Consider the following 23,442-nt stretch of genomic DNA (forward strand, 5'->3'; position numbering starts at 1 on the left):
GGTTTCAATAGCGTTTTGCGCATTGTAGTGGCCAGGGCGTGATGGAAATATGAAAACGTCCTCAGTGCCGGCGTGGGTTCACTGTAACATGAAACGTCTAGACGTTTAGATGAATAGATGCTTCAATATCCCGACGTCGCGACGCCTCGCAACGTGCGCATTCCGGCAGCTGTTGCACCCGATTTAACCGGCTTTATCCGCAGTTCAATTCCGTTCACGACACAGGAACTCCGATGAACGCATCCTCCGCCCCGTCCACCGCCGCCGGTTCCGCCGCGCGCCGCGCCTGGATGGCGGTTCTCGCGCGCACGCCGCGCGCCGAGCTCGAAGCGGCCCTGGCCGCCGCGCTCGGCGGCGAACCGGCGCCTTCCTTCGACTGGCTGCGCGCCCCGCAAACCGGCCTCGCCATGGTGCGCGGACGCGTCGGCGGCACCGGCAACGCCTTCAACCTGGGCGAAGCCACCGTCACGCGCGCCACGCTGCGCCTGCGCGCCGCGGGCGGCGCCACGCCGGGCGCTTACGCCGCGACCGTCGGCGTCGCCTGCCATCTGGGCCGCGACAAGCGCCGCGCCGAACTGGCTGCGCTCGCCGACGCCCTGCTGCAACAGCCCGAACGACACGCCCGCCTGCACGCGCAGTTGATCGAGCCGCTGGCCGCGCGCCTCGCCGAACAACGCGCGGCGCGGCGCGACGACACCGCCAGCACGAAGGTCGAGTTCTTCACGATGGTTCGAGGTGACGCATGAACGAATACGCCATGACTGCCGATATCGCCAGCCCGCCCGTGCACCTGTCGCTCGACGTGCTCGCGCCCGGTTTCGCCGATCCGGTTCACGACACGCAAGCCGTGTTCCGCACGCTGCTGAACGCGCTTTCGCGCCCCGGCACGATCGATACGATCGAGACCCCGCTGCCTGCCGCCGACGTTGGCACTGACGACACGCCGCGCGCCGGTCTCGCGGTGTTTGCCGCCCTGCTCGCGCTGGCCGACTACGCCACGCCGATCTGGCTCGCGCAGCCCGACGCCGCCCTCGCCGCCGCCCTGCGCTTTCACGCCGACGCGCCCCTCGCCGCCACGCCGCGCGACGCCGCCTTCGCCTACGTGCACGACGCCGCCACGCTGCCGCCGCTCGACGCGTTCGCCTGCGGCAGCGCCGAATCGCCAGAACAGTCGGCGACGGTGTTCGTGCGCGTCGATGCGCTGACGGGCGGCGCGCCGCTCACGCTCAGCGGCCCCGGCATCAAGACAACGCAGCCGTTCGCGCCCGTTGGCCTCGCCGCGCATTTCTGGCAGGAGCGCGCCGCGCTCGCGCCGCTCTTTCCGTGCGGCATCGACTTCTATTTCGTCTGCGGCGCCCAGATCGTGGGCCTGCCGCGCACGACCCGCGTGGAGGTGAACTGATGTACGTCGCCGTCAAAGGAGGAGAGCGCGCGATCGAGGCATCGTGGCGCCTGCTCGACCAGGCGCGCCGTGGCGACACGAACGTGCCCGAGCTGTCCGTCGCGCAGATCCGCGAACAGATGCGCCTCGCCGTCGCCCGCGTGATGGCCGAAGGCTCGGTCTACGACGAAGAGCTCGCCGCGCTCGCGATCAAGCAGGCTGCGGGCGATCTCGTCGAAGCCATCTTTCTGCTGCGCGCCTATCGCACCACGCTGCCGCGCTTCGGCTACACGGTGCCGGTGGAAACCGAGCACATGGACGTCGCACGCCGCATTTCCGCGACCTTCAAGGACGTGCCCGGCGGCCAGGTGCTGGGCGCGACTTACGACTACACGCAGCGCCTGCTGGATTTCGCGCTGCTCGCAGAAGGGGACGATAGTCCGGATAACGAATCGATCGCCAGGCCCGCCGCATCGCATGAAGCCGAGCCGATGCCGCGCGTCGTCACGCTGCTGAACAACGAAGGCCTGATCGAGCAGGAAACGGTCTCGGGCGAAGGCGCCGAGCCGGGCGATCTCTCGCGCGAACCGCTGTCGTTTCCCGCCGATCGCAGCGTGCGCCTGCAAAACCTCGCGCGCGGCGACGAAGGCTTCCTGCTCGCGATGGGCTACGCCACGCAGCGCGGCTACGCGCACTCGCACCCGTTCGCGGGCGAGATCCGCTTCGGCACCGTGGCCGTGGAAATGGTGCTGGACGAACTGGGCGAAGCCGTCGAGATCGGCGAAATCGACCTGACCGAATGCCAGATGATCAACCAGTTCGCGGGCAGCAAGGACATGCCGCCCGCCTTCACGCAGGGCTACGGCTTGACCTTCGGCCACGGCGAGCGCAAGGCCATGGCGATGGCGCTGGTCGATCGCGCGCTGCGCGCCGGGGAGCTGGGCGAAACGCTCGCTTCACCGACCCAGGACATCGAATTCATGCTTTCGCATAGCGACAACGTGGAGGCGTCGGGCTTCGTGCAGCACCTGAAGCTGCCGCATTACGTCGACTTCCAGGCCGAACTCGAACTCGTGCGCCGCCTGCGCGCGCAGCATGGCGAAGCGCAGGGAGAACCGCGCGACCCACTCAGCGCCGACGACGAACTGCAAACCGGGGAGGCCGCATGAACGCGCCCGATACTTTCGACACGGCGCTCGCCTCGCACGAGACGCAGGCCGCCGATGGCTACAACTTCGCGTACCTCGACGAGCAGACCAAGCGCATGATTCGCCGCGCGCTGCTCAAGGCGGTGGCGGTGCCGGGCTACCAGGTGCCGTTCGCCTCGCGCGAAATGCCGCTGCCGTATGGCTGGGGCACGGGCGGCATCCAGGTGACGGCGGCCATCATCGGCGCGAAGGACACGCTCAAGGTCATCGACCAGGGTTCGGACGATACGACCAACGCCGTGAATATCCGCCGCTTTTTCGCGCGCACGACGGGCGTGGCCACCACGCGCCGCACGAGCGAGGCGACCATCGTGCAGACGCGCCACCGCATTCCGGAGACGCCGCTCACGGACAAGCAGATCCTCGTCTATCAGGTGCCGATGCCCGAGCCGCTGTTCCGTCTGGAGCCGCGCGTGGCCGAATGCAAGAAGCTGCATGCGCTCGCCGATTACGGCCTGATCAGCGTGAAGCTCTACGAGGACATCGTGCAGCACGGCAGCATCGCCACCACCTACGACTATCCGGTGACGGTGAACGGGCGCTACCTCACCTCGCCTTCGCCGATTCCGAAGTTCGACAACCCGAAGCTGCATATGAACGCCGCGTTGCAACTGTTCGGCGCGGGCCGCGAGCGGCGCATCTATGCGATTCCACCTTATACGCCGGTGAAATCGCTCGATTTCGACGATCACCCGTTCGAAGTCCAGCGCTGGGAACACGCGTGCGCGCTGTGCGGTTCGCGCGAGAGCTTCCTCGACGAGATGATCGTCGACGATGCGGGCAAGCGCATGTTCGTGTGTTCGGACAGTGATTATTGCCACGATCGGCGCGACAATCCGCAAGACAGTCAGGATCACGAAGCGAAGGGAGCGCAACAATGAATGCAGGAATGACGCCGCTCTTGAGCGCACGCGGCCTGACGAAACAATACGGCGGGCGCAACGGCTGTCGCGACGTGAGCTTCGACCTGTACCCCGGCGAAGTGCTGTGCATCGTCGGCGAATCGGGTTCGGGCAAGACCACGCTGCTCAACACGCTCGCGCTGCGCACCGACGCCAATGCAGGCTCGCTCGACTACACCAGCGCGAACGGCGAAACACTCGATCTGCGCACGTTATCGGAACCGCGCCGCCGGCTGCTCGCGCGCACCGAATGGGGCTTCGTGCAGCAGAATCCGCGCGACGGGCTGCGCGCGGGCGTGTCGGCAGGCGCCAACATCGGCGAGCCGCTGATGGCCGTGGGCGCGCGCCACTACGGGCGGATCCGCCAGAGCGCCCAGCAGTGGATGCGCCGCGTCGAGCTGGACGAGACGCGTATCGACGAATTGCCGTCGGCGTTTTCGGGCGGCATGCAGCAGCGCCTGCAGATCGCGCGCAACCTCGTCACCGGGCCGCGCCTCGTGTTCATGGACGAACCCACCGCCGGGCTCGACGTTTCCGTGCAGGCGCGCCTGCTCGACCTGCTGCGCACGCTCACGACCACGCTGCATCTTTCCGTGCTGATCGTGACCCACGATATCGGCGTGGCGCGCCTGCTCGCGCATCGGCTGATGGTGATGCAAGGCGGCACGGTGGTCGAATCGGGCCTGACCGACCAGGTGCTCGACGATCCTCAACACCCTTATACGCAGACGCTGGTAGCGTCCGTGCTGCCGGTCTAGGATGAACGCCATGACACTGAATTCCCAGCCTTCCCCGGCAGCGCGCGCGTTCGCCGAGCGCCCCGCGCTCATGCTGCGCGCCGAAGACGTGCGCAAGACCTTCACGCTGCATGGCCAGGGCGGCATCGGCATCGACGCGCTTGCGGGCGTGTCGCTCGACGTGGAGCGCGGCGAATGCGTCGTGCTGGTCGGCCCCTCGGGCGCGGGCAAGAGCACGTTCCTGCGCTGCCTGTACGGCAACTATCTGGCAAGCGGCGGTTCGATCGCGATTCGCGACGACGCGGCGCCCACGCGGCACCTGGAAATCACGGGCGCCGAACCGCATGACGTGCTGCGCCTGCGCCGCAACGTGATGGGCTACGTGAGCCAGTTCCTGCGCGTGATTCCGCGTGTGTCGGCGCTCGACATCGTGGCCGCGCCGCTGGTGTCGCGCGGCATCGACGAAGAACAGGCGCGCGCTCGCGCCGCAGCCTTGCTCGAACGCCTGAACGTGCCGCAGCGTCTCTGGCCGCTCGCCCCTGCGACGTTCTCTGGCGGCGAGCAGCAGCGCGTGAATATCGCGCGTGGCCTGATCGCGCAGCACCGCGTGCTGTTGCTCGACGAACCCACGGCCTCGCTCGACGCGGAAAATCGCGAAGTGGTCGCGGGCCTGATCGTCGAGGCGCGCGAGCGCGGCGCGGCCATCGTCGGCGTGTTCCATGACGAGGACACGCGCGAACGTGTCGCCACCCGCGTGCTGGCCTTGCAGGCGCCACGTGTCGTGCCAGCAACGGCAGCCGCCTGAACACGCATTCGTAATGCAGATTTTGTACCCTTAACAGTGACTCAAGAACCGAATTCCGGAGCCTGACGATGTTGATTAAGAACGCTCGCATCGTGACGCGAGACGACGTTTTCACCGGCACGCTGCATGTCGAAGGCGATACGATCCGCGACATCTCGCGCGGCTCCACCGCCACGCCCGAAGCCGAGGACTGGGAAGGCGACTTCCTGCTGCCGGGCCTCGTCGAGCTGCACACCGACAACCTGGAAAAGCACCTCGCGCCGCGCCCCGGCGTGCACTGGAATACCGACGCCGCGTTCGTGATCCATGACGCCCAGATCGCCGCTGCCGGCATCACCACGGTGTTCGACGCACTCGCCATCGGCACGCGCCTGGCGGTGGGCGTGCGCGGCCGCGACGTGCAACTGGCCAGCGCCGCCGCGCTCTCGCGCTTTTCCGAACGCAAGCTGCTGCGCGCCGACCACTTCCTGCATCTGCGCTGCGAGATCGCCACCGAAGACGTGATCGAGCTTTTCGACACCTTGAGCGAGCATCCGTTGCTGCGCCTGGCGTCGGTGATGGATCACACGCCGGGCCAGCGCCAGTGGCACGACCGCGCGCAATGGCGTCGCTACCAGGAGCGTCACGGCAAGTGGACTGACGAACACGCCGACAACCTGCTCACCGAAATGGAAACCGAGCAGGAGCGCTATGCGGACGCGCACCGCCGCGCCATCGTCGAGCGCTGCCGCGCACGCAACATTCCGCTCGCGAGCCACGACGACACGCTCGTCGAGCACGTCGAGCAGGCCGCCGCCGAAGGCATCGTGCTGGCCGAATTCCCGACCACGCGCGCCGCCGCCGAAGCCGCAAGGCAACGCGGCATCGCCACGATCATGGGCGCGCCCAATGTCGTGCGCGGCGGCTCGCATTCGGGCAATGTATCGGCGCTCGAACTGGCACAGGCCGATCTGCTCGACATCCTGTCGTCCGACTACGTGCCGTCGAGCCTGCTGACTGCTGCGTTCGATCTCGTGACCAAGGCGGACTGGACGCTGCCGCGCGCGCTCGCCACGGTGTCGTGGGAGCCCGCGCACAAGGCGGGCCTGCACGACCGCGGCGCGATCGAGACGGGCCTGCGCGCGGACTTCGTGCGCGTGACCATGCTCGACACGCTGCCCGTGCCGCGCGCGACGTATCGCGCGGGCCAGCGCGTGGTCTGATCGCCTGACACCCACGCGTTTTTACCTGCTGCACTGCGGCAATGGCGTGCCGTCGCCGACACTGAAACCGACGGCACGCCATCGTTTCGATTTCAACTTCCCTTCATGCGCCACGCTTAAGCGCCAACAAGCGTCGGCGCAGGCTTCCGACTGTTGCGGCAGAGCATCGCAATCCGTTTTTCGCCGCCCTCTTCACACCTCCCCTCATCGGCCAGAAAGCCTTGTCGTATAAGGCTTTTCGCCCATTGGCAGCCAACCGCGCCGACGCGTTAGAGCACTTGTTCGCCTGCCATCCGGTATTTCACTAGCGACGCAGCATTTTTGACCGGGTAAGCTTTGCGCCGCTGCTCGCAGCAACGCTTGCGAGGACAACCGAATCTCCAGCGCGAGCTGTGCTGGAAAAATGCACCGTGGCGGCACGACCGCACATGGCGCGCCATGAACCATAAGAGGAGTACAAAGAGTGAAGAAACTGCTTGCCACCCTGTCGGTTGCCCTGCTGGCCGTTTCGGCCAGTGCCGCCTACGCCAAGGACTGGACCACCGTGCGCTTCGGCGTTGACGCGAGCTACGCTCCGTTCGAATCGAAAGCTCCCGATGGCAAGCTGGTCGGCTTCGACATCGACCTCGGCAACGAGATCTGCAAGCGCATGAACGCAAAGTGCGTGTGGGTCGAGCAGGATTTCGACGGCATGATCCCGGGCCTGAAGGCCAAGAAGTTCGACGGCGTGCTCTCGTCGATGACGATCACCCCGCAGCGTCAGGAACAGATCGCTTTCTCGGCGAAGCTGTTCGACACGCCGACGCGCCTGGTCGCCAAGAAGGGCACCACGTACCAGCCGACGGCTGACTCGCTCAAGGGCAAGTCGGTGGGCGTCGAGCAAGGCACGATCCAGGAAACCTACGCGAAGGACAACTGGGCGCCCAAGGGCGTCAACGTTGTTCCCTACCAGAACCAGGACCAGGTCTACGCCGACCTGATCTCGGGCCGTCTGGACGCTGCGCTGCAAGACGAAGTGCAAGCCGACCTGGGCTTCCTGAAGACCCCGCGTGGCGCTGGCTTCCAGTTCGCCGGCAAGGAAATCCCGACGGGCGCTGCCGCTATCGGCCTGCGCAAGGAAGACGCCGACCTGAAGACCAAGATCGACAAGGCCATCGCCGACATGATCAAGGACGGCACGTACAAGAAGATCGAAGCCAAGTACTTCGACTTCGACGTGTACGGCGGCTAAGCGGTTTTTCACGCTTTTCTGTTGTGCTGAAAGCCCGAGCCCTTGCGGCTCGGGCTTTTTGCTTCTGGGGCGCGCGGGGTGCCTCTGAGGTTCTGTCCGAGTTCTGTCCATTACGCGGATCGGCTAAGATCATGGACACCGGCCCGCCAGCGGGCCATCCACCCGGTCAAGCCGAACAACGCGCCACGCGCCTGAAGCGCCCCGCGCGCATCCATCATGCAAACCCACCACCATCCGTTGATTGCGCCCGCACTGGGCACCGCGCGAGAGATCACGAGTTTCCACTACGGCCAGCCCGGCGGCGCCAAGGTCTACGTGCAGTCGTCGCTGCACGCCGACGAGCTGCCCGGCATGCTCGTGTCCTGGGCGCTGCGGCGCAAGCTCGCCGCACTCGAGGCCGCAGGGCGCATGCGCGGCGAAGTCGTGATCGTGCCGGTGGCGAACCCGATGGGCCTGAACCAGCACTGGCTCGGCCATCTCGTGGGCCGCTTCGAGTCGAACACCGCGCAGAACTTCAACCGCAACTTCCACGACCTGACGGCGCTCGTGCTGCCGCAGGTCGAGTCGCGGCTGGGCCCCGATGCCGATGCGAACCGCAAGGCGATCCGCGCGCTGATGGGCGAGGGCCTGGCCGCCATGCAGCCGAAGACCGAGCTCGAATCGCAGCGCCTCGCGCTGCAACGCCTGTCCTACGACGCCGATATCGTGCTCGACCTGCATTGCGACTGGGAAGCCGCCATGCACATCTACACGAATCCCGAGATCTGGCCCGACGTCGAGCCGCTCGCGCGTTATCTGGACGCGAAGGCGTCGCTGCTCGCGCTCAATTCGATCGGCAATCCGTTCGACGAGATTCACAGCTTCTGCTGGAGCGAGCTGCGCGAGCGCTTCGGCGAGCGTTTCCCGATTCCGCACGGCTCGATTTCGGTGACCGTCGAGCTGCGCAGCCAGCGCGACGTCTCGCACGAATTCGCCGAACACGACGCGCAGGGCATCGTCGATTACCTGATCACGCGCGGCGTGATCGACGGCGCGGCCTCGCCGCTGCCGCCGCTCGCGCACCCGGCCACGCCGCTTGCAGGCACCGAGCCGATCGTCGCGCCCGCCAGCGGCGTGATCGTGTTCCGTGCGGACTGCGGCGCATGGATCGACGCGGGCACGCCGGTCGCCGACATCGTCAACCCGCTCACCGACGAAGTCACCACGCTCAGCGCGAGCGTGAGCGGCGTGATGTACGCGCGTCACAGCGCGCGCTTCGCGACCGCCGGCATGGAAATCGCGCGCATCGCAGGCGACACGCCCATCCGTTCAGGGTCGCTGCTGTCGCTCTAACCGGCACATGCGGTGAACCCGACGCCCCGGCTTGGCAACAAGCCGGGGCGTTGTCATTTCTGGCGGCAAAAACACGCCTGTCCGCGCATCGCCAAAAATCGCGAATATTGCAGAAATCGTCATAATCAAACGATTGCGAGGGATGAGACCCTGCTTGCCGAACCGTCATTTGCATCACAAAACTAACAGAACGTTCATGCAAATCGCGTAGCCAACCTTACAAAGCAGAAAATCTTATAAAGGTTATTTGTCGCCCGGCGGCGCCGCGCGAGCCCCGCGATATTCCTCGCAAATCCCCACCCAACAAGGCTTTCAGCCGATCTCCCCGAGTCGCAAGACCACTGTCGCATTCGCACAACATAACAGCGACATTTCAGCGACATATCCTTACTGTCACATTTCTTTCGCTAGCGACCCTTAAATTGCAGCGCGACACATCAACCGGTCCGCACGAGACCGGAGACTCACTTTCCTTCATCCGGAGAAACAGTTGAAAAAGAAGATTCTGACCACCGCTATCCTCGGCCTGATCGCCGGTTCCGCTCACGCACAAAGCAGCGTGACGCTGTACGGCCTGATCGACGCGGGTGTGAACTACATCAACCACACGACGAACGCGACGAAGGGCAGCTCGAAGGCCTTCACGTACGGCGACGGCGTGGCGCAAGGCAGCCGTTGGGGCCTGCGCGGTTCGGAAGACCTGGGCGGCGGCCTCAAGGCGATCTTCGTCCTTGAAAACGGCTTCAACAGCGGCAACGGCACGGCGGGTCAAGGCGGCGCGATGTTCGGCCGTCAAGCCTATGTCGGCCTGACGCAAAGCAACATCGGCTCGATCACGTTCGGCCGTCAATACTCGTTCAGCACCGACATCCTCGGCGCGCTGTACTCGACGGGCGGCAACTCGGTTTCGGGCAACTGGGCCTACCACGTCAACGACGTCGACCAGCTCACGTCGAGCCGTATCAACAACGCCGTCAAGTTCCAGAGCGTGAACTTCTCGGGCTTCACGTTCGGCGGCCTGTATGGCTTCTCGAACACGACGTCGTTCGCAGGCGCTCCGTCGACCGCTTCGACGGCATCGTCGCGTGCTTACAGCTTCGGCGCGAACTACGCATACGGCCCGTTCAGCATCGGCGGCGCGTACACGGACATCACGTACCCGGCATCGGCATCGCCGACGACGTTCTCGACGTCGCTGGCCAACGTGAACACGGCAGGTTCGAGCGTCGTGCGTGACCTGCGTTCGTTCGGCTTCGGCGGCCGCTATGTCTACGGCCCGGCTACGGCATGGCTGCTGTGGACGAACACGCGCTTCGAGCCGATCACGGGTTCGTCGACGCTGTACAACGCGTACGAAGCAGGCGTCAAGTACGCCTTCACGCCGGCTCTGACGGGCGCTGTGGGCTACACGTACTCGCGCGCTTCGGGCCTGTTCAACGCGCACTGGAACGACGTCAACGGTTCGGTTGACTACGCTCTGAGCAAGCGCACGGACGTCTACGGTCTCGTCGCATGGGAAGAAGCGTCGGGCACGTACAAGGGCGCGCCGGTTCAGGCTCAGATCGGCGATTCGTCGTCGAGCATCTTCGCGCCGTCGGGTTCGGGTTCGCAGGAACAAGTCGCGGTTCGCGTCGGTATCCGCCACAAGTTCTAAGCATCGCGAATGCAGCGCCTGCCTTGCGGGCGCTGTGTGCAAGCTGCATGCAAACTGCGTGCAAACTGCGTGCAAAAGGCCTCCTTCGGGAGGCCTTTCTGTTTTGTGCGCTCGCCCTGCGGCGCCGTGCTACCTGCCGTCCCGCGCGCGCATCTGGTACGCTGCGCCCTTTCCCTTCGCAGCAATCGATCCGATGGAACTCCCTTTCAACGAAGCCGGCGTGTCCGTCACGCGCACCTCGCTTTCCGCCGCGGGACAGATCTTCGCACTACGTGATATCGACGACCTGCAGGTCGTGACGATCGGGCGCAGCCGCGTGGTGCCGGTGCTGCTTTCGCTGCTCGGCGTGGTGCTCGCGGCCGTGGGTGGCGCTTACACGTCGGGCGCGGCGCTCGGCTGCGGCGTGATGCTGGTGGTGGTGGGCTGGCTTGCCTGGATCTGGCAGGAAGTCACGCATCGCCTGCTGGTGGTGACGAAGGGCGAGACGCGCGAAGCGGTCTCCAGCAGCGACCGCAGCTTCGTCGAGCGCGTCGAACAAGCGGTGCGCGCGGCCAAGGCGGCCAGCGCCGATGCTCCGGCGCCGCGCCCCGCCGCGCAATAAAGCCGCTAGCAAACTCCCGCGACGCGAACCGGTCAGCCTACCTGCTCGACCGGCTTCGTGTGCCAGATGTCGCGCGCGTACTCGGCGATCGCCCGATCCGACGAGAACGTGCCCATGCCCGCCACGTTCAGGATCGCGCTCGCCGTCCAGCGCGGCGTATCGACGAAACGTTCGTCCGCCGCTTCCTGCGCCTGCACGAACGCAGCGTAGTCGGCCAGCACCATGTAGTGATCGCCCCAGTCCACCAGCGTGTGGAAAATATCCGAGTAGCGCGCCGGGTCGCCCGGCGAGAAAAAGCCCGTGCGGATCTGGTCAAGCACGGCGCGCAGCTCGGCATTCTCTTCGTAGACCTGGCGTGGCCGATAGCCCGCGCAGCGCAACGCATCGACCTGATCCGACGTGTGGCCGAAGATAAAGATATTGTCGTTGCCCACCGCGTCGCAGATTTCGATGTTCGCACCGTCCAGCGTGCCCATCGTCAGCGCACCATTGAGCGCGAGCTTCATGTTGCCGGTGCCTGACGCCTCGGTGCCCGCCGTCGATATCTGCTCGGACAGATCGGCGGACGGAATCACCACCTCCGCCACGCTCACGCCATAGTTCGGCACGAACACCACCTTGAGACGGTCGCCCACCACGGGATCGTGGTTGATCTTCTCGGCCACGTCGTTGATGAGACGGATGATGGTCTTCGCCATCCGGTACGCCGACGCCGCCTTGCCCGCGAACAGCACGACGCGCGGCACCCAGTCCCGCTCGGGCTGCTGCACGATGCGGTTGTAGCGCGTGATGACGTGCAGCACGTTGAGCAACTGGCGCTTGTACTCGTGGATGCGCTTGACCTGCATGTCGAACAGCGCATCGGGATTGAAGCTCAGGCCCGTGCGCGCCGTCATGCGCTCGATGAGACGCACCTTGTTCGCGCGCTTGGCGGCGCGAAAACGTTCGCCGAAAGCCGCGTCGCCGCTGAACTTGCGCAAGCCGTCCAGCGCGAACAGGTCGCCGCGCCAGTTCGGCCCGATCGCCTCGTCGACGAGATGCGCGAGCGGCGGGCTGGCCTGCGCCAGCCAGCGGCGCGGCGTGATGCCGTTGGTGACATTGGTGAAGCGATCGGGAAAAAGCCGCGCAAAGTCCGCGAAGATATCGCGCGTCATCAGCTGCGAATGCAGCTTGGACACGCCGTTGACCTTGTGGCTCGCAACGATCGCCAGATAAGCCATGCGCACGCGCCGCTGGCCATATTCATCGACGAGCGAAATGCGGCGGATAAAGTCGAGATCGTGCGCGCCCTTGTCGCTCGCTTCGCGCAAAAAGGCCGCGTTGATGTCGAAGATGATTTCCAGGTGGCGCGGCAACAAGCGCGCCAATAGTTCGACGTCCCAGGTTTCCAGCGCCTCGGGCATCAGCGTGTGGTTCGTGTATGAGAACACGCGCTTGATATGCCCCATCGCCTCGTCCCACGGCATGTGGTGGACGTCCACCAGCAGGCGGATCAACTCGGGGATCGCCAGCACCGGGTGGGTGTCGTTCAGGTGCACCGCGACTTTGTCGGAGAAGCGCCCGAACGTGCTGTGCGTGCGCAGATAGCGGCGGATCAAGTCCTGCATCGTCGCCGAAACGAAGAAATATTCCTGGCGCAGACGCAGTTCGCGGCCCGCCATGGTCGAATCGTCGGGATACAGCAGACGCGATACGTTCTCCGAAATATTGCGTGCTTCCACGGCGCGCTGATAGTCGCCCTGGTTGAAGGCCGAAAGATCGAGTTCCTCGTCGGCGCGTGCCGACCAGAGCCGCAGCGTGTTGGTCGCGCTGGTCGCATAGCCGGGAATCACGGTGTCGTAGGCCATCGCATTGACGTGCGTGGTCTCGATCCATTCGACATGGCCGTCGCGCTGCACCGTGCGCCCGCCGAAATGCACGGGATACTGCACCTCGGGCCGCGGAAACTCCCACGGATTGCCCGAGCGCAGCCAGTAATCGGGCGCCTCCACCTGCTCGCCGTTGATGATCTGCTGGCGGAACATGCCGTAGTCGTAGCGAATGCCGTAGCCGAAGCCCGGAATGCCCAGCGTCGCCATCGAGTCGAGAAAGCAGGCCGCCAGCCGGCCAAGGCCGCCGTTGCCGAGCGCCGCGTCGGGTTCGAGATCGATCAGCGCTTCCATGTCGACGCCGACGCCCGCGAGCGCCTCCTTCATCGGCTCATAGATACCGAGCGCGAGCAGCGCGTTCGAAAACGTGCGGCCGATCAGGAATTCCATCGACAGGTAATAGACGCGTTTGACGTCCTGGTCGTACTGGCGGCGCGTGGTCACCATCCAGCGCTCGACGAGACGATCGCGCACGGCGAGCGCCGCGGCATGCAACCAGTCCTGCGGGCGCGCGGTCACGGCGTCCTTGCCGACGCCGTACATCAGACGGTTCGAGATGGAACGGCGCAGCGCATCGGCGCTGCTCTTCAACTGGTCGAATTCAAGACCAACTGCTGTCATCGAATGCCTCCCGGAAAAAGCGGCGCGCTGCGGGATGCCAGGATGGCGGGCGCGGCGCGCGGGCGTTCGGGCTGCGCTTGCACGTCGCGTGCCGGGCATGGCGAGATTCGCTCGCAAGGGCAACGCGCGTGGGCACCGTCGCGGTGCACTTCGGCCACGCAAAAACGCGGGCCGGCAGGCGCAGATCAGTTTGCAGAGTAGGACATTTTCAAGACGTGCGGCGGCGCGGCAACCATGCAGGACGCATTATCTACGGCGTTCGTATAGGGTAGCGAAACGCGTTATGCGCCGCTGCACGGCCCATTCGCGAAGCCCGCACGGGCTGGCTGTTAGTTGCGATCACGACGCGAATAAAGACTCGGCTTACAGCTTCCCCACGCTCTGAAGCAAGCGCTGCACAATCGCGCGACCTCTGTGACAATCGCGGAATCGTTCGCACGATGCCGTGGCGCGCCTGTGCCCCCGCCCGTGCCTGAACCTTTGCTCCGCCCTGACCACGCCTGAGACCGCCTTGTCCGAAACCGTATCCGCGCCGAAAGAAACCGGGCGCGCCGACGCCCCCATGACGGCGAAGAACCGCCGCGCCATGGCCGCCGTGATGCTCGCCGTCGCGCTGGCGACGCTCGACACCGCCATCGCCAACACGGCCCTGCCCGCCATCGCTGCCGATCTGCACGCGGCGCCCGCGGCCTCGGTGTGGATCATCAACGCCTATCAACTCGCGATGGTCGCCACGCTGCTGCCGCTCGCGGCGCTGGGCGACATCCTCGGCCATCGCCGCATCTATCTGAGCGGGCTGGCGATCTTCACCGTCGCGTCGCTCGCCTGCGCGCTCGCGCCGTCGCTCACGGCGCTGGCCGGGGCGCGCGTGCTCCAGGGCCTGGGCGCGAGCGCGATCATGAGCGTCAACACCGCGCTGATCCGCTTTCTCTACCCGCCGCACCGGCTCGGGCGCGGCCTCGGCATGAACGCGCTGATCGTGGGCGTGTCGTTCGCGGTGGGCCCGACCATGGCTTCGCTGATTCTCTCGGCGGGCACGTGGCCGTGGCTGTTCGCGATCAATGTGCCGCTCGGCGTGGTCGCGCTGGTGTTCGCGATGCCCGCGCTGCCGCAGACGGCGCGCGGCAAGCACGCGTTCGACCCGGTCGCCGCGCTGCTCAATCTCGTGACCTTCGCCGCGCTGATCTTCGCACTCGGCGAGGCGGCGCAGCGCGCGCCGGGCAAGGAAGTGGCGACGGCCGCCGTCATCGCGCTGGTGTTCGGCGCGCTGCTGATCCGCCGCGAAGTCGGCCATCCCGCGCCGATGCTGCCCGTCGATCTGTTCAAGCGCCCCGTTTTCGCGCTCTCGTCGCTCACGGCAATCTGCTCGTTCGCGGCCCAGGGCCTGGCGTTCGTGTCGCTGCCGTTCTATTTCGAAACCGTGCTGATGCGCAGCCAGGTGGAAACCGGCTTCCTGATGACGCCCTGGCCCGTGGTCGTGGCCGCCGCCGCGCCCATCGCGGGACGCCTTTCCGACCGTTATCCGCCGGGCCTGCTCGGCGCGATCGGGCTGGCGATCCTCGCGGTGGGCATGGCGTCGCTGGCGATGCTGCCGGTGCACCCGAGCGTGATCGACATCGTGATCCGCATGGCGATCTGCGGCGCGGGCTTCGGCTTCTTCCAGTCGCCCAATCTGCGCGCGATCATGGCGGCCGCGCCGCCCGAGCGCAGCGGCGGCGCGAGCGGCACCGTCGCCGTTTCGCGGCTGCTCGGGCAGACCACGGGTGCGGCGTTGGTCGCGCTGTGCTTCGGGATCGCGGGCAAGCATGGCCCGACCGTGGCGCTCAGCCTGGGCGCCGCGTTCTCGGCGGCAGCGAGCGTGGCGAGCGGCCTGCGCCTGTTCGCACCGTCGCATCGCGCAGGCGGACATTGAAGCGGGAGGAAGCAGGAGGAAGCGGCGCGGTTGCCCGCGCCGCCTATTGACGCCGGGAGAATCAGCGGTTGAAGTACGCCTTCACGGCGGCGACGAAGGTGTCGATATCGGCGGCGCTCACGTCCAGATGCGTCACGAAGCGCGACGCGTAGAGCATTTGCGTGAGGATGCCGCGCTCCTTGAGCCACGCCTCCAGCGGCACACAGTCCGCTTGCGGGAACTGCGCGAACACCATGTTCGTGGCGTGCGACGTCACCTTGACCTCGTCGATCTGCGCAAGTCCGGCCGCGAGGCGCGCGGCATTCGCGTGATCGTCGGCTAGGCGCGCGACGTTGTGGTCGAGCGCGTAGAGGCAGGCCGCCGCCAGCACGCCCGCCTGGCGCATGCCGCCGCCCAGCACCTTGCGCCAGCGGTGCGCCACGTCGATCAGCGCACGGCTGCCCACCAGCACCGAGCCGACCGGCGCGCCCAGTCCCTTCGAAAAACAGATCGACACCGAATCGAAACCCTCGGCCAGCGCGCCCAGCGACTGGCTCGACGCCACCACCGCATTGAACACGCGCGCGCCGTCGAGGTGGGTCGCGAGGCCCTTGCCATGCGCGAACTGCGTGGCTTCGGCGACGTAGGCCGCCGGTAGCACCTTGCCGCCGATGGTGTTTTCCAGCGCGAAAAGGCGCGTGCGCGCGAAGTGATCGTCGATCGGCTTGATCGCGGCGGCGACCCGTTCGAGGGGAATCGAGCCGTCCGCGGCATTGTCGAGCGGCTGCGGCTGGATGCTGCCGAGCACCGCCGCGCCGCCGCCCTCGTACTTATAGGTGTGCGCCAGCTGGCCGACGATGTATTCGTCGCCGCGCCCGCAGTGCGCCATCAGCGCGGCGAGGTTGCTTTGCGTACCGCTCGGGAAGAACAGGCCCGCTTCCTTGCCGGCTTCTTCGGCGACGCGCGCTTGCAGGCTCAGCACGGTGGGATCGTCGCCCCAGACGTCGTCGCCGGTTTCGGCGCGGGTCATGGCGGCCAGCATGGGCTGGCTGGGACGGGTGACGGTGTCGCTACGCAAATCGATCATGCGATGGAATCCTCAAAAAAGCCGAGCCGTCTGGCGGTGCACGGCAAGCAGGCGAGACGTGGAAACCATCGAGTGTATTTTCAAACAACGCGCCCTGGCAAATCACCGAAAAGCGCACCGAAAAGCGCACCGAAATGCACGGCGACAGGCAGGGCGCGAAGTTGCGCGGCGTTGCGGGAGCGCCGCGCGAGAGGTATTGCGAAGATTTAACGCGACAGCAGCGGCAGCGGATCGACCGGCTTGCCGTCGCTGCGCACTTCGAACTGAACGCCCGCGACGCCATTGTTGTCGACGCCCATTTCGGCAATCGGCTGGCCCTGCGAGACGGCGTCGTCTTCCTTCACGAGCAGGCGGCCATTGTGGCCATAGGCCGTCACGGTCTGGTCGTTGTGCTTGATGATGACGAGCGGGCCGTAAGCCTCGATGCCCGTGCCCGCGTACACCACGCGGCCAGCGGCGGCGGCCTTGACCGGTTCGCCCGGCGCGCCGCCGATCACGATGCCCGTCGACTTGCCCGGCACGAAGCGTTGCAGGATGGGGCCGCGCGCGGGCCACATGAGCGTGAGCGTCGAGCCAACCGGATTGGGCACGGCAACACCGTTCGCGGCAGGCGCGTTGCTGGTGAGCGCGGGCGGCTGGGGCGCGGCGCCGGCGCTGTAGCCTGCGGGCGGCGCGACGCGCAGCACCTGGCCCGGCAGCACCTGGGCGTTCGGCGGCAACTGGTTCCAGCTCGCCAGATCCTGCGGGCGCTGGCCATAAGCCGACGCGATGCGCGAAAGCGTGTCGCCGGGATTGACGCGGTAGTAACCAGCGGGCACACCGTTGGATGTCGGGGTGGGCGGCGCGGAGTAGCGGTTGCCTTCCCAGGGTGTGAGCGTACAGGCGCCGCAGGCAAGCGTGAGTGCAGCCAGAGCCGCGTACGCGCCTGGAATTCGCCGTTGTTGATTCATGTTGCTGTTCCTCGCTGGTTCCTCGCTACGTACGACGGGGATACGTATTGTTGGATGCGCGTGGGGCCGCCGGCGTTCGCCCGCGAAACCCTCTCCGTTGATTAATAAGCCGGAATTGGCGAACGGCCCCCATTATATCGTCCCGGGCGTGGCGGCTTTTTTAAGGCGCACGCACAGCCGCATCCGTTAAATTCCCTGCCATCGGCAGAATGTTCTTACTTCCGTCGTACAAACTCGCTAGCCCGTTTCAGCCCTCGCCTATACTGGGCTTTATCGCCTGCCGATAATCAGACAAAAACCGCCGATCCGCCTCTCGCTGTGGTGCAACGTACGTCCCTGAGGGAACCCAGGATGAACAAAGCCACCTTCCTTTCTGTGCAGATCAACGTCGAAGACGTCGCGGCATCGCCGGGCCTCGTCGAATTGTTGAACAACCACCTCGTGTTCGCCGCCGACGTGGCCGAAGCCGCCGACGAACTTGTCCAGCACGCCAGCGTCGCCCGCCTGTCCGGCGGCCTGCACGCCACCGTCGAGATACCCGCCATCGTCGTCGAACGCCTGCGCGATGCGCTCGACACCCTGAGCGGCTACGACGAGACCTGGCTGTTCGCGCTGGAGCCCGGCCGCGCACTCTTCGACGATATCGCACGCCGGCCGCGCCTGCTGCACTGACGCGCCGGGCGCACAACCATCATCGGACACGCCGGAGCGGGCCGCGCGAGCGCCCGCCCCGCCTGACCGCCTGGCGAACGTTATCGGTCATTCAAGTCGCAGGATGCACGAACCGTCTGGCGGGGCATTTCTGGGGACACACCGTGAAGTCATTTCTACATCGCCGCAACGCCGTGCTGTCGGGCGGCGCATCGCATCTGGTCTCCGTGAACGTCGATCCGTCATCCGATGACGCGAACGCCGCAATCGAGGCAGTCGAACTCATCGCCGACGCAGCGCCGTCAGCAAATCACGCGCCTGACGCCGCTGGCAGCGATGAGCAAGCCAGCGCGATTGCGGCGGACGGCCCTGATTCGAGCGCGCCTGCCCGCCCCGTGTCCACGCTGCATGTGGTGCCGGCCGTGCCCGCGCACCTCGCCAATCGCCCGGTTCAGCTTGCAGACGGCGCGTCTTTCGCCGCCCTCGCCGCTGCGGACGAGTTGAGCACCTTCCGCGCATTCCGCAGTTTCGATTATTCGGTGACGCTGCTGTTTCACGCGCGCTCGCTCGCGTACTTTGTGGCCATGTACCAGGACGACACGCTCTGGCATGCCTTTCGCGCCGCCGATCTCGAATCCGCGGGCGCGGTGTTTCACCATCTGGAGGAGCAGGCGACGCGTCTAGCCGATGGCGAAACGCGTCTTGCGCAGCTGGCTGCGCAAAATGCGACGCTGGCTCGGCAAATCGAGGAATCAGAAGCGCACGCCGAACGGCTGCGAATAGACCTGCAACGTCACGCGGAACAGGAGCATCAGGTCACGGCACGCCAGCATCAGGTGCGCCGGGACGTGGCCCAACTGGAGGCGCAGCGCATTGCGGCGCAAGCGCAGTTGAACAAGGCGCACCGGACGATTCATCAGCTCAGCGTGACGAGCAACGAAGGCGTGCCGCATTTGCCTGGGCGCTGAAGCGGCTGCGCGGCGCGAAAACCGGCGCCCCAAAAACGAAAAGCGCGGGCCGGTAAGAACCGGGCCGCGCTGGACTGCATGCTGCTACTGCGTACTTCACTTTCTACCTCTGCTGCTTCATACACCTGCGAGTACTGCTTACTGCAACAACTCATGCAACCTCTCTGCGTACTGCGACTTCTACTGCTTACTGCTTACTGCTTACTGCTTACTGCTTACTGCTTACTGCAACTTCTACTGCCTCTTTCTCACGCAACTGCTACTGCAACATCTACTGCGTACCGCAACGACTCAAGCAACAACACAACAACATCAACTGCGTGCTACGTACTGCTACTGCGTACTACACCTCTGTGCTGACTTCGACCTTCTACTGCGTACTGCAACTGCTACTACGTACCGCATGCTGCAACTGCTAACTACTCAAGCAACAACCAGAACAACTTCAACTGCGTACTGCAACTGCTGACCACTACTGCGTACTACACCTCTGTGCTTGCTTCGACCTTCTACTGCGTACTGCAACTTCTACTACTCACTACCTGCAACCACTGCTAACCACTGCTAACCACTCAAGCAACAACACAACAACTTCAACTGCGCACTGCAACTGCCTGACACACCTCTGTGCTCACTGCAACCTTCTACTGCTCCACTCACTACCACTTCTACTGCTACTACTCGCACTGCATTTACAACCGCCTTCTTCGCGAAGCCGCTGCACACCGCAGCTCCGCTTCAACTCACAGCCACGCCCTGCTTAGTGGCCGAAATACACTGCCTGCGACGGCGTGACATGTGCCGGTTGCACAGCCGGGCCGCCAGCCTGCGACGTGCCAACTGCCGGCGCGCCGTAACCGCTGGTGTCGCCGCGAGCCAGCTTTTCCTGGGTCACGCGCGCCTGGGCGGCTTGAAGATTTTCGGGGTAATTCACACGGTCGGCCGACGGGTTGTAGCCAGCCTGTTCGAGCTCGACGAGCTCGGCGCGCACCTGGGCGCGGGTCAAGCCTTGCTGGCTCGACTGGGCAAACGAAAGCGACGGAACAACGAGAGCGGCTGCCACGACGACTGCGGGGATAAGCTTCTTCATGATTTGACCTCCATCTGTTTTATTGACGCTTCCGGGCGGGTGTTCATGTCCGTCTGCGATTGACTGAAGTCTAGGCTCTTATCCGCTCTAGGGAAAACCCTAATTACAAAATACACCGTTGCGAAAACGGTAATAAAAAAGGGGAACCTCATGAGGTCCCCCTATTCATTCGACGAATACCCGCAACGACAATGCGGGCAATAGCCGCAGTGAACGCTGACCTAGCCGCCCACTACGACCTGCCGGTTGATGCGATTACGACCAGTCGGCGTGGAAGCTGCCCGGCTTGTCGGTGCGCTCGAACGTGTGCGCGCCGAAGAAGTCGCGTTGCGCCTGCACCAGATTGGCGGGCACGCGCTCCGAACGGTAAGCGTCGAAGTACGCAATCGCCGACGAGAACGCCGGCACCGGCACGCCTGCCGTCACGGCCTGGATCACCACGTCGCGCAGCGCAGCCTGATAGTTCGCCGCGATATCGGCGAAATAGGGATCGAGCAGCAGGTTGGCGAGCTGCGCGTCCTTCGCGTAGGCGTCCGTGATCTTCTGCAGGAAGCGCGCACGGATGATGCAGCCCGCGCGGAAGATTTTGGCGATCGTGCCGTACTGCAGATCCCACTTGTACTCGTCCGAGGCGGCGCGCAGCTGCGCGAAACCCTGTGCGTACGAAATCACCTTCGAGAAGTACAGCGCGCGGCGCACAGCTTCGATGAAGGCCGCACGGTCGCCCGAGAACGGCTTCGCGTCCGGGCCAGACAGCACCTTGCTCGCGGCCACGCGCTGCGTCTTGAGCGACGACAGGACGCGGGCGAACACGGCTTCGGTAATGAGCGGCAGCGGCGCGCCCAGGTCCAGCGCGTTCTGGCTCGTCCACTTGCCGGTACCCTTCTGCGCGGCGCGATCCAGGATCACGTCGACGAGGTACTGGCCCGTCTCTTCGTCCTTCTTGGCGAAGATCTTCGAGGTAATTTCGATCAGGTAGCTGTCGAGCTCGCCCTGGTTCCACTCGGTATAGACCTTGCCGAGTTCTTCGTTCGTGAGGCCGGCCACCTGCTTGAGCACCGCGTAGCTTTCCGCGATCAGCTGCATGTCGCCGTATTCGATGCCGTTGTGCACCATCTTCACGTAATGGCCTGCGCCGTCCGGGCCCATGTAGGCCACGCACGGCTCGCCGTCGGCGGGCGCCTTCGCTGCGATTTCGGTGAGGATCGGTGCAACCAGATCGTAAGCATCGCGCTGGCCGCCCGGCATGATCGACGGGCCCTTGAGCGCGCCTTCTTCGCCGCCCGACACGCCCGTGCCGATGAAATGCAGGCCCGCCTTGGCGAGTTCCTGGTTGCGGCGGATCGTGTCGGTGAAGTGCGTGTTGCCGCCGTCGATCAGGATGTCGCCCTTGTCCAGCAGCGGCTTGAGCGCCGCGATGGTGGCGTCGGTGGCTTCGCCGGCCTTGACCATCAGCAGAATGCGGCGCGGCTTTTCGAGCGACTCCACGAACTCTTCGAGCGTGAAAGTGGGCACCAGCTTGCGCTCGGGGAACTCAGCGATCAGCTCATCGGTTTTCTCGCGGCTGCGGTTGAACACCGACACCGCATGGCCGCGGCTTTCGATGTTGAGCGCAAGATTGCGCCCCATCACGGCCAGACCCACCACGCCGATTGCCTGTTTGCTCATGTTGACTCTCCACTTCAATCGATTGGGGTGACGCTCGCGCAGGTCTTGCGCAAGACGTCGATCGTGCAAGGATAAGGGAAACGCTCCAACGATGCGTGATTGCGGGCAAGGGCTACAGCGCGCTTTCGCCTCGCCTTTGCGCCTGCAATCGCGCCTGCAACCGCGCGTTCAATCGCACCTGCATTCGTCTTCGCATTGTCTTCGTGTCCGGCGCACGCTTTGTGGGCGCGCGCCGCTTATCGAGGGCCGCGATTATCGCTCAGTTGACGCCTGCTGGGCGCTCGCAGCCAACTTCTCCTTGCGAAAAACTACCGTGAAATTGTTTGCCGGCATCGGCACGACAGCCTCGCAAACGAAGCCCTCGGCGCGCGCAAGCGCATCGACGGCCTCAAGGTCGCGCACGCCCCATGCCGGATCACGCGCACGCAGATCGGCGTCGAAGGCTTCGTTCGACGGCGCCGTGTGCGCGCCGTCGCGCCGGTACGGCCCGTACAGCACCAGCACGCCGCCCGGCGCAATGCGCGCGCCCGCGCCTTTCGTCAGCGCAATCGCGGCTTCCCACGGCGCAATGTGGATCATGTTGATGCAGACGATCGCATCGACCGACTCGATCGGCCATGGTTCGCTGCGCACGTCCAGATCCAGCGGCGCACGCAGGTTCGCGAGGCCGGCGTGCGCGCGCCACGCGTCGATGGAGGCGCGAGCGCGCGGATCGGCGTCGCTCGGCTGCCAGTCGATGCCGGGCAGCGCCGCCGCGAAATGCACGGCGTGCTGGCCCGTGCCGCTCGCGATCTCCAGCACCGTGCCGCGCGCGGGCAGCGCCATGCGCAGGACGTCGAGGATCGGCGCGGCGTTGCGCGCGGCGGCGGGCGCGGTGAGGCGCAGGCTGGCTTGAGGGTCGGTCATCGGGTTCGGCAAATGTCGGTTTTCAGTTCAGTAGAGGCTCTTTTTCATGCGCTCGGCGAGATCGGCTTCGTAGCGTTCGACGTCGAAGCCCTCGCCGTATTGCTCGTCGCTTACGCGGCGCAGCATTTCACCGGCGCTCGGCAGTTGCGAGCGCTCCACGAAGCGCGCCGGATCCCAGAGATTCGAGCGCGCAATCGCCTTGGCGCAGTGGAAATACACGCTTTCGACCTCGATCAGCAGCACCGAGCGCGGCGGCTTGCCGTCGACGGCGCAACTTTCTAGCAGCGCCGCATCGAGACTCACGCGCGCACGGCCATTGACGCGCAGCGTCTCGCCCACGCCCGGCACCATGAACAGCAGTCCGACCTGCGGCGCGGCCACGACGTTACGCAGGCTGTCGACGCGATTGTTGCCGGGCCGGTCGGGCAGCGCGAGCGTGCGCGAATCGAGGATCCTCACGAAACCGGGCGCGTCGCCACGCGGCGAGCAGTCGAGCCCGTCCGGGCCACCCGAGGCGAGCACCACGAACGGCGACAGCTCGATAAAGCGGCGGTAATCCGCATTGATATGGTCGATTTCCTTGCGCAGCGAGCGTTCGTTCGGCGCGCCGTAGTGCGCTTCGAGTTCGGCGGTCGTGTTCATCGTGTTCAGCATGGGGCACTTCCTCGTCGATGGATCGAATCTGGAGC

Annotated in this window: 21 protein-coding genes; 14 read left to right on the top strand and 7 right to left on the bottom strand. The window is 65.4% G+C overall.

All coding sequences use genetic code 11. From position 1 onward, the window contains the following. Positions 1-233 precede the first annotated feature (233 nt). The 11 genes from phnG to BBA01S_RS14930 all read left to right on the top strand — a co-directional run bounded on the left by phnG (position 234) and on the right by BBA01S_RS14930 (position 11,053). The gene (gene phnG / locus BBA01S_RS14875) at positions 234-746 is read left to right on the top strand and encodes a phosphonate C-P lyase system protein PhnG (RefSeq protein WP_027817145.1); all 513 of its coding nucleotides are present in this window, start codon (positions 234-236) and stop codon (positions 744-746) included. Beyond that, complete coding sequence (gene phnH / locus BBA01S_RS14880; RefSeq protein ID WP_156965956.1) at positions 743-1,402, top strand: phosphonate C-P lyase system protein PhnH; 660 nt, start codon at positions 743-745, stop codon at positions 1,400-1,402. The genes phnG and phnH overlap by 4 nt, the downstream gene beginning before the upstream one ends. Next, positions 1,402-2,550, top strand: coding sequence for a carbon-phosphorus lyase complex subunit PhnI (locus tag BBA01S_RS14885; RefSeq protein WP_027817147.1), 1,149 nt, complete (start codon positions 1,402-1,404; stop codon positions 2,548-2,550). The genes phnH and BBA01S_RS14885 overlap by 1 nt, the downstream gene beginning before the upstream one ends. Beyond that, entirely contained in the window at positions 2,547-3,470 is a 924-nt protein-coding gene (locus tag BBA01S_RS14890; RefSeq protein WP_027817148.1) for an alpha-D-ribose 1-methylphosphonate 5-phosphate C-P-lyase PhnJ, read from the top strand. The genes BBA01S_RS14885 and BBA01S_RS14890 overlap by 4 nt, the downstream gene beginning before the upstream one ends. 8 nt (positions 3,471-3,478) lie before the next feature. Beyond that, entirely contained in the window at positions 3,479-4,249 is a 771-nt protein-coding gene (gene phnK, locus BBA01S_RS14895) for a phosphonate C-P lyase system protein PhnK (protein WP_027817149.1), read from the top strand. A gap of 10 nt (positions 4,250-4,259) precedes the next feature. Next, positions 4,260-5,033 carry a phosphonate C-P lyase system protein PhnL gene (phnL, locus tag BBA01S_RS14900; RefSeq protein ID WP_027817150.1) on the top strand — a complete coding sequence of 258 codons (774 nt, stop codon included), beginning with the start codon at positions 4,260-4,262 and terminating at the stop codon, positions 5,031-5,033. A gap of 68 nt (positions 5,034-5,101) precedes the next feature. Further along, a complete protein-coding gene (locus BBA01S_RS14905; RefSeq protein WP_027817151.1) occupies positions 5,102-6,235 on the top strand; it encodes an alpha-D-ribose 1-methylphosphonate 5-triphosphate diphosphatase in 1,134 nt (377 codons plus the stop codon). Between the two features lie 463 nt (positions 6,236-6,698). Beyond that, positions 6,699-7,466, top strand: a complete 768-nt coding sequence (locus tag BBA01S_RS14910) for an ABC transporter substrate-binding protein (protein ID WP_027817152.1) — start codon at positions 6,699-6,701, stop codon at positions 7,464-7,466. 216 nt (positions 7,467-7,682) lie between these two features. Next, positions 7,683-8,798 carry a succinylglutamate desuccinylase/aspartoacylase family protein gene (locus tag BBA01S_RS14920; protein ID WP_027817153.1) on the top strand — a complete coding sequence of 372 codons (1,116 nt, stop codon included), beginning with the start codon at positions 7,683-7,685 and terminating at the stop codon, positions 8,796-8,798. Positions 8,799-9,288: 490 nt separating this feature from the next. After that, entirely contained in the window at positions 9,289-10,452 is a 1,164-nt protein-coding gene (locus BBA01S_RS14925; RefSeq protein ID WP_027817154.1) for a porin, read from the top strand. Between the two features lie 193 nt (positions 10,453-10,645). Continuing rightward, on the top strand, positions 10,646-11,053 hold the full coding sequence (locus BBA01S_RS14930; RefSeq protein ID WP_027817155.1) for a DUF6232 family protein: 408 nt from the start codon (positions 10,646-10,648) through the stop codon (positions 11,051-11,053). A gap of 32 nt (positions 11,054-11,085) precedes the next feature. Here the strand turns inward: BBA01S_RS14930 and BBA01S_RS14935 are convergent, their stop codons facing one another. After that, complete coding sequence (locus tag BBA01S_RS14935; RefSeq protein ID WP_027817156.1) at positions 11,086-13,542, bottom strand: glycogen/starch/alpha-glucan phosphorylase; 2,457 nt, start codon at positions 13,540-13,542, stop codon at positions 11,086-11,088. 511 nt (positions 13,543-14,053) lie between these two features. On the opposite strand from BBA01S_RS14935, the gene BBA01S_RS14945 reads away from it, so the two are divergent. Beyond that, positions 14,054-15,454: an MFS transporter gene (locus BBA01S_RS14945; protein WP_042297241.1), complete on the top strand. Its 1,401-nt coding sequence runs from the start codon at positions 14,054-14,056 to the stop codon at positions 15,452-15,454. Between the two features lie 61 nt (positions 15,455-15,515). Here BBA01S_RS14945 and ltaE read toward each other — a convergent pair whose 3' ends face one another. After that, positions 15,516-16,520: a low-specificity L-threonine aldolase gene (ltaE, locus tag BBA01S_RS14950; protein WP_027817159.1), complete on the bottom strand. Its 1,005-nt coding sequence runs from the start codon at positions 16,518-16,520 to the stop codon at positions 15,516-15,518. Between the two features lie 206 nt (positions 16,521-16,726). Continuing rightward, positions 16,727-17,470: a peptidoglycan DD-metalloendopeptidase family protein gene (locus BBA01S_RS14955; RefSeq protein ID WP_027817160.1), complete on the bottom strand. Its 744-nt coding sequence runs from the start codon at positions 17,468-17,470 to the stop codon at positions 16,727-16,729. Between the two features lie 351 nt (positions 17,471-17,821). Here BBA01S_RS14955 and BBA01S_RS14960 point away from each other — a divergent pair, with 351 nt between their 5' ends. Next, positions 17,822-18,142 carry a hypothetical protein gene (locus BBA01S_RS14960; RefSeq protein ID WP_027817161.1) on the top strand — a complete coding sequence of 107 codons (321 nt, stop codon included), beginning with the start codon at positions 17,822-17,824 and terminating at the stop codon, positions 18,140-18,142. Between the two features lie 143 nt (positions 18,143-18,285). Then, positions 18,286-19,089 (top strand): DUF2968 domain-containing protein, encoded by an 804-nt coding sequence (locus tag BBA01S_RS14965; RefSeq protein WP_027817162.1) that lies wholly within the window; start codon positions 18,286-18,288, stop codon positions 19,087-19,089. 760 nt (positions 19,090-19,849) lie between these two features. On the opposite strand, the gene BBA01S_RS14970 is transcribed toward BBA01S_RS14965, so the two are convergent. The 4 genes from BBA01S_RS14970 to BBA01S_RS14990 all read right to left on the bottom strand — a co-directional run bounded on the left by BBA01S_RS14970 (position 19,850) and on the right by BBA01S_RS14990 (position 23,407). Next, a complete protein-coding gene (locus tag BBA01S_RS14970; protein WP_027817163.1) occupies positions 19,850-20,179 on the bottom strand; it encodes a DUF4148 domain-containing protein in 330 nt (109 codons plus the stop codon). A gap of 255 nt (positions 20,180-20,434) precedes the next feature. Then, positions 20,435-21,847, bottom strand: coding sequence for an NADP-dependent phosphogluconate dehydrogenase (gene gndA / locus BBA01S_RS14980; RefSeq protein WP_027817164.1), 1,413 nt, complete (start codon positions 21,845-21,847; stop codon positions 20,435-20,437). 252 nt (positions 21,848-22,099) lie between these two features. Beyond that, positions 22,100-22,753 carry a DUF938 domain-containing protein gene (locus BBA01S_RS14985; protein WP_027817165.1) on the bottom strand — a complete coding sequence of 218 codons (654 nt, stop codon included), beginning with the start codon at positions 22,751-22,753 and terminating at the stop codon, positions 22,100-22,102. 27 nt (positions 22,754-22,780) lie between these two features. Continuing rightward, complete coding sequence (locus BBA01S_RS14990) at positions 22,781-23,407, bottom strand: pyridoxamine 5'-phosphate oxidase family protein (RefSeq protein ID WP_027817166.1); 627 nt, start codon at positions 23,405-23,407, stop codon at positions 22,781-22,783. Between the last annotated feature and the right edge of the window lie 35 nt (positions 23,408-23,442).

This window comes from Paraburkholderia bannensis NBRC 103871, from assembly GCF_000685015.1.
In the GTDB taxonomy this organism is placed as follows: Bacteria; Pseudomonadota; Gammaproteobacteria; order Burkholderiales; family Burkholderiaceae; genus Paraburkholderia; species Paraburkholderia bannensis.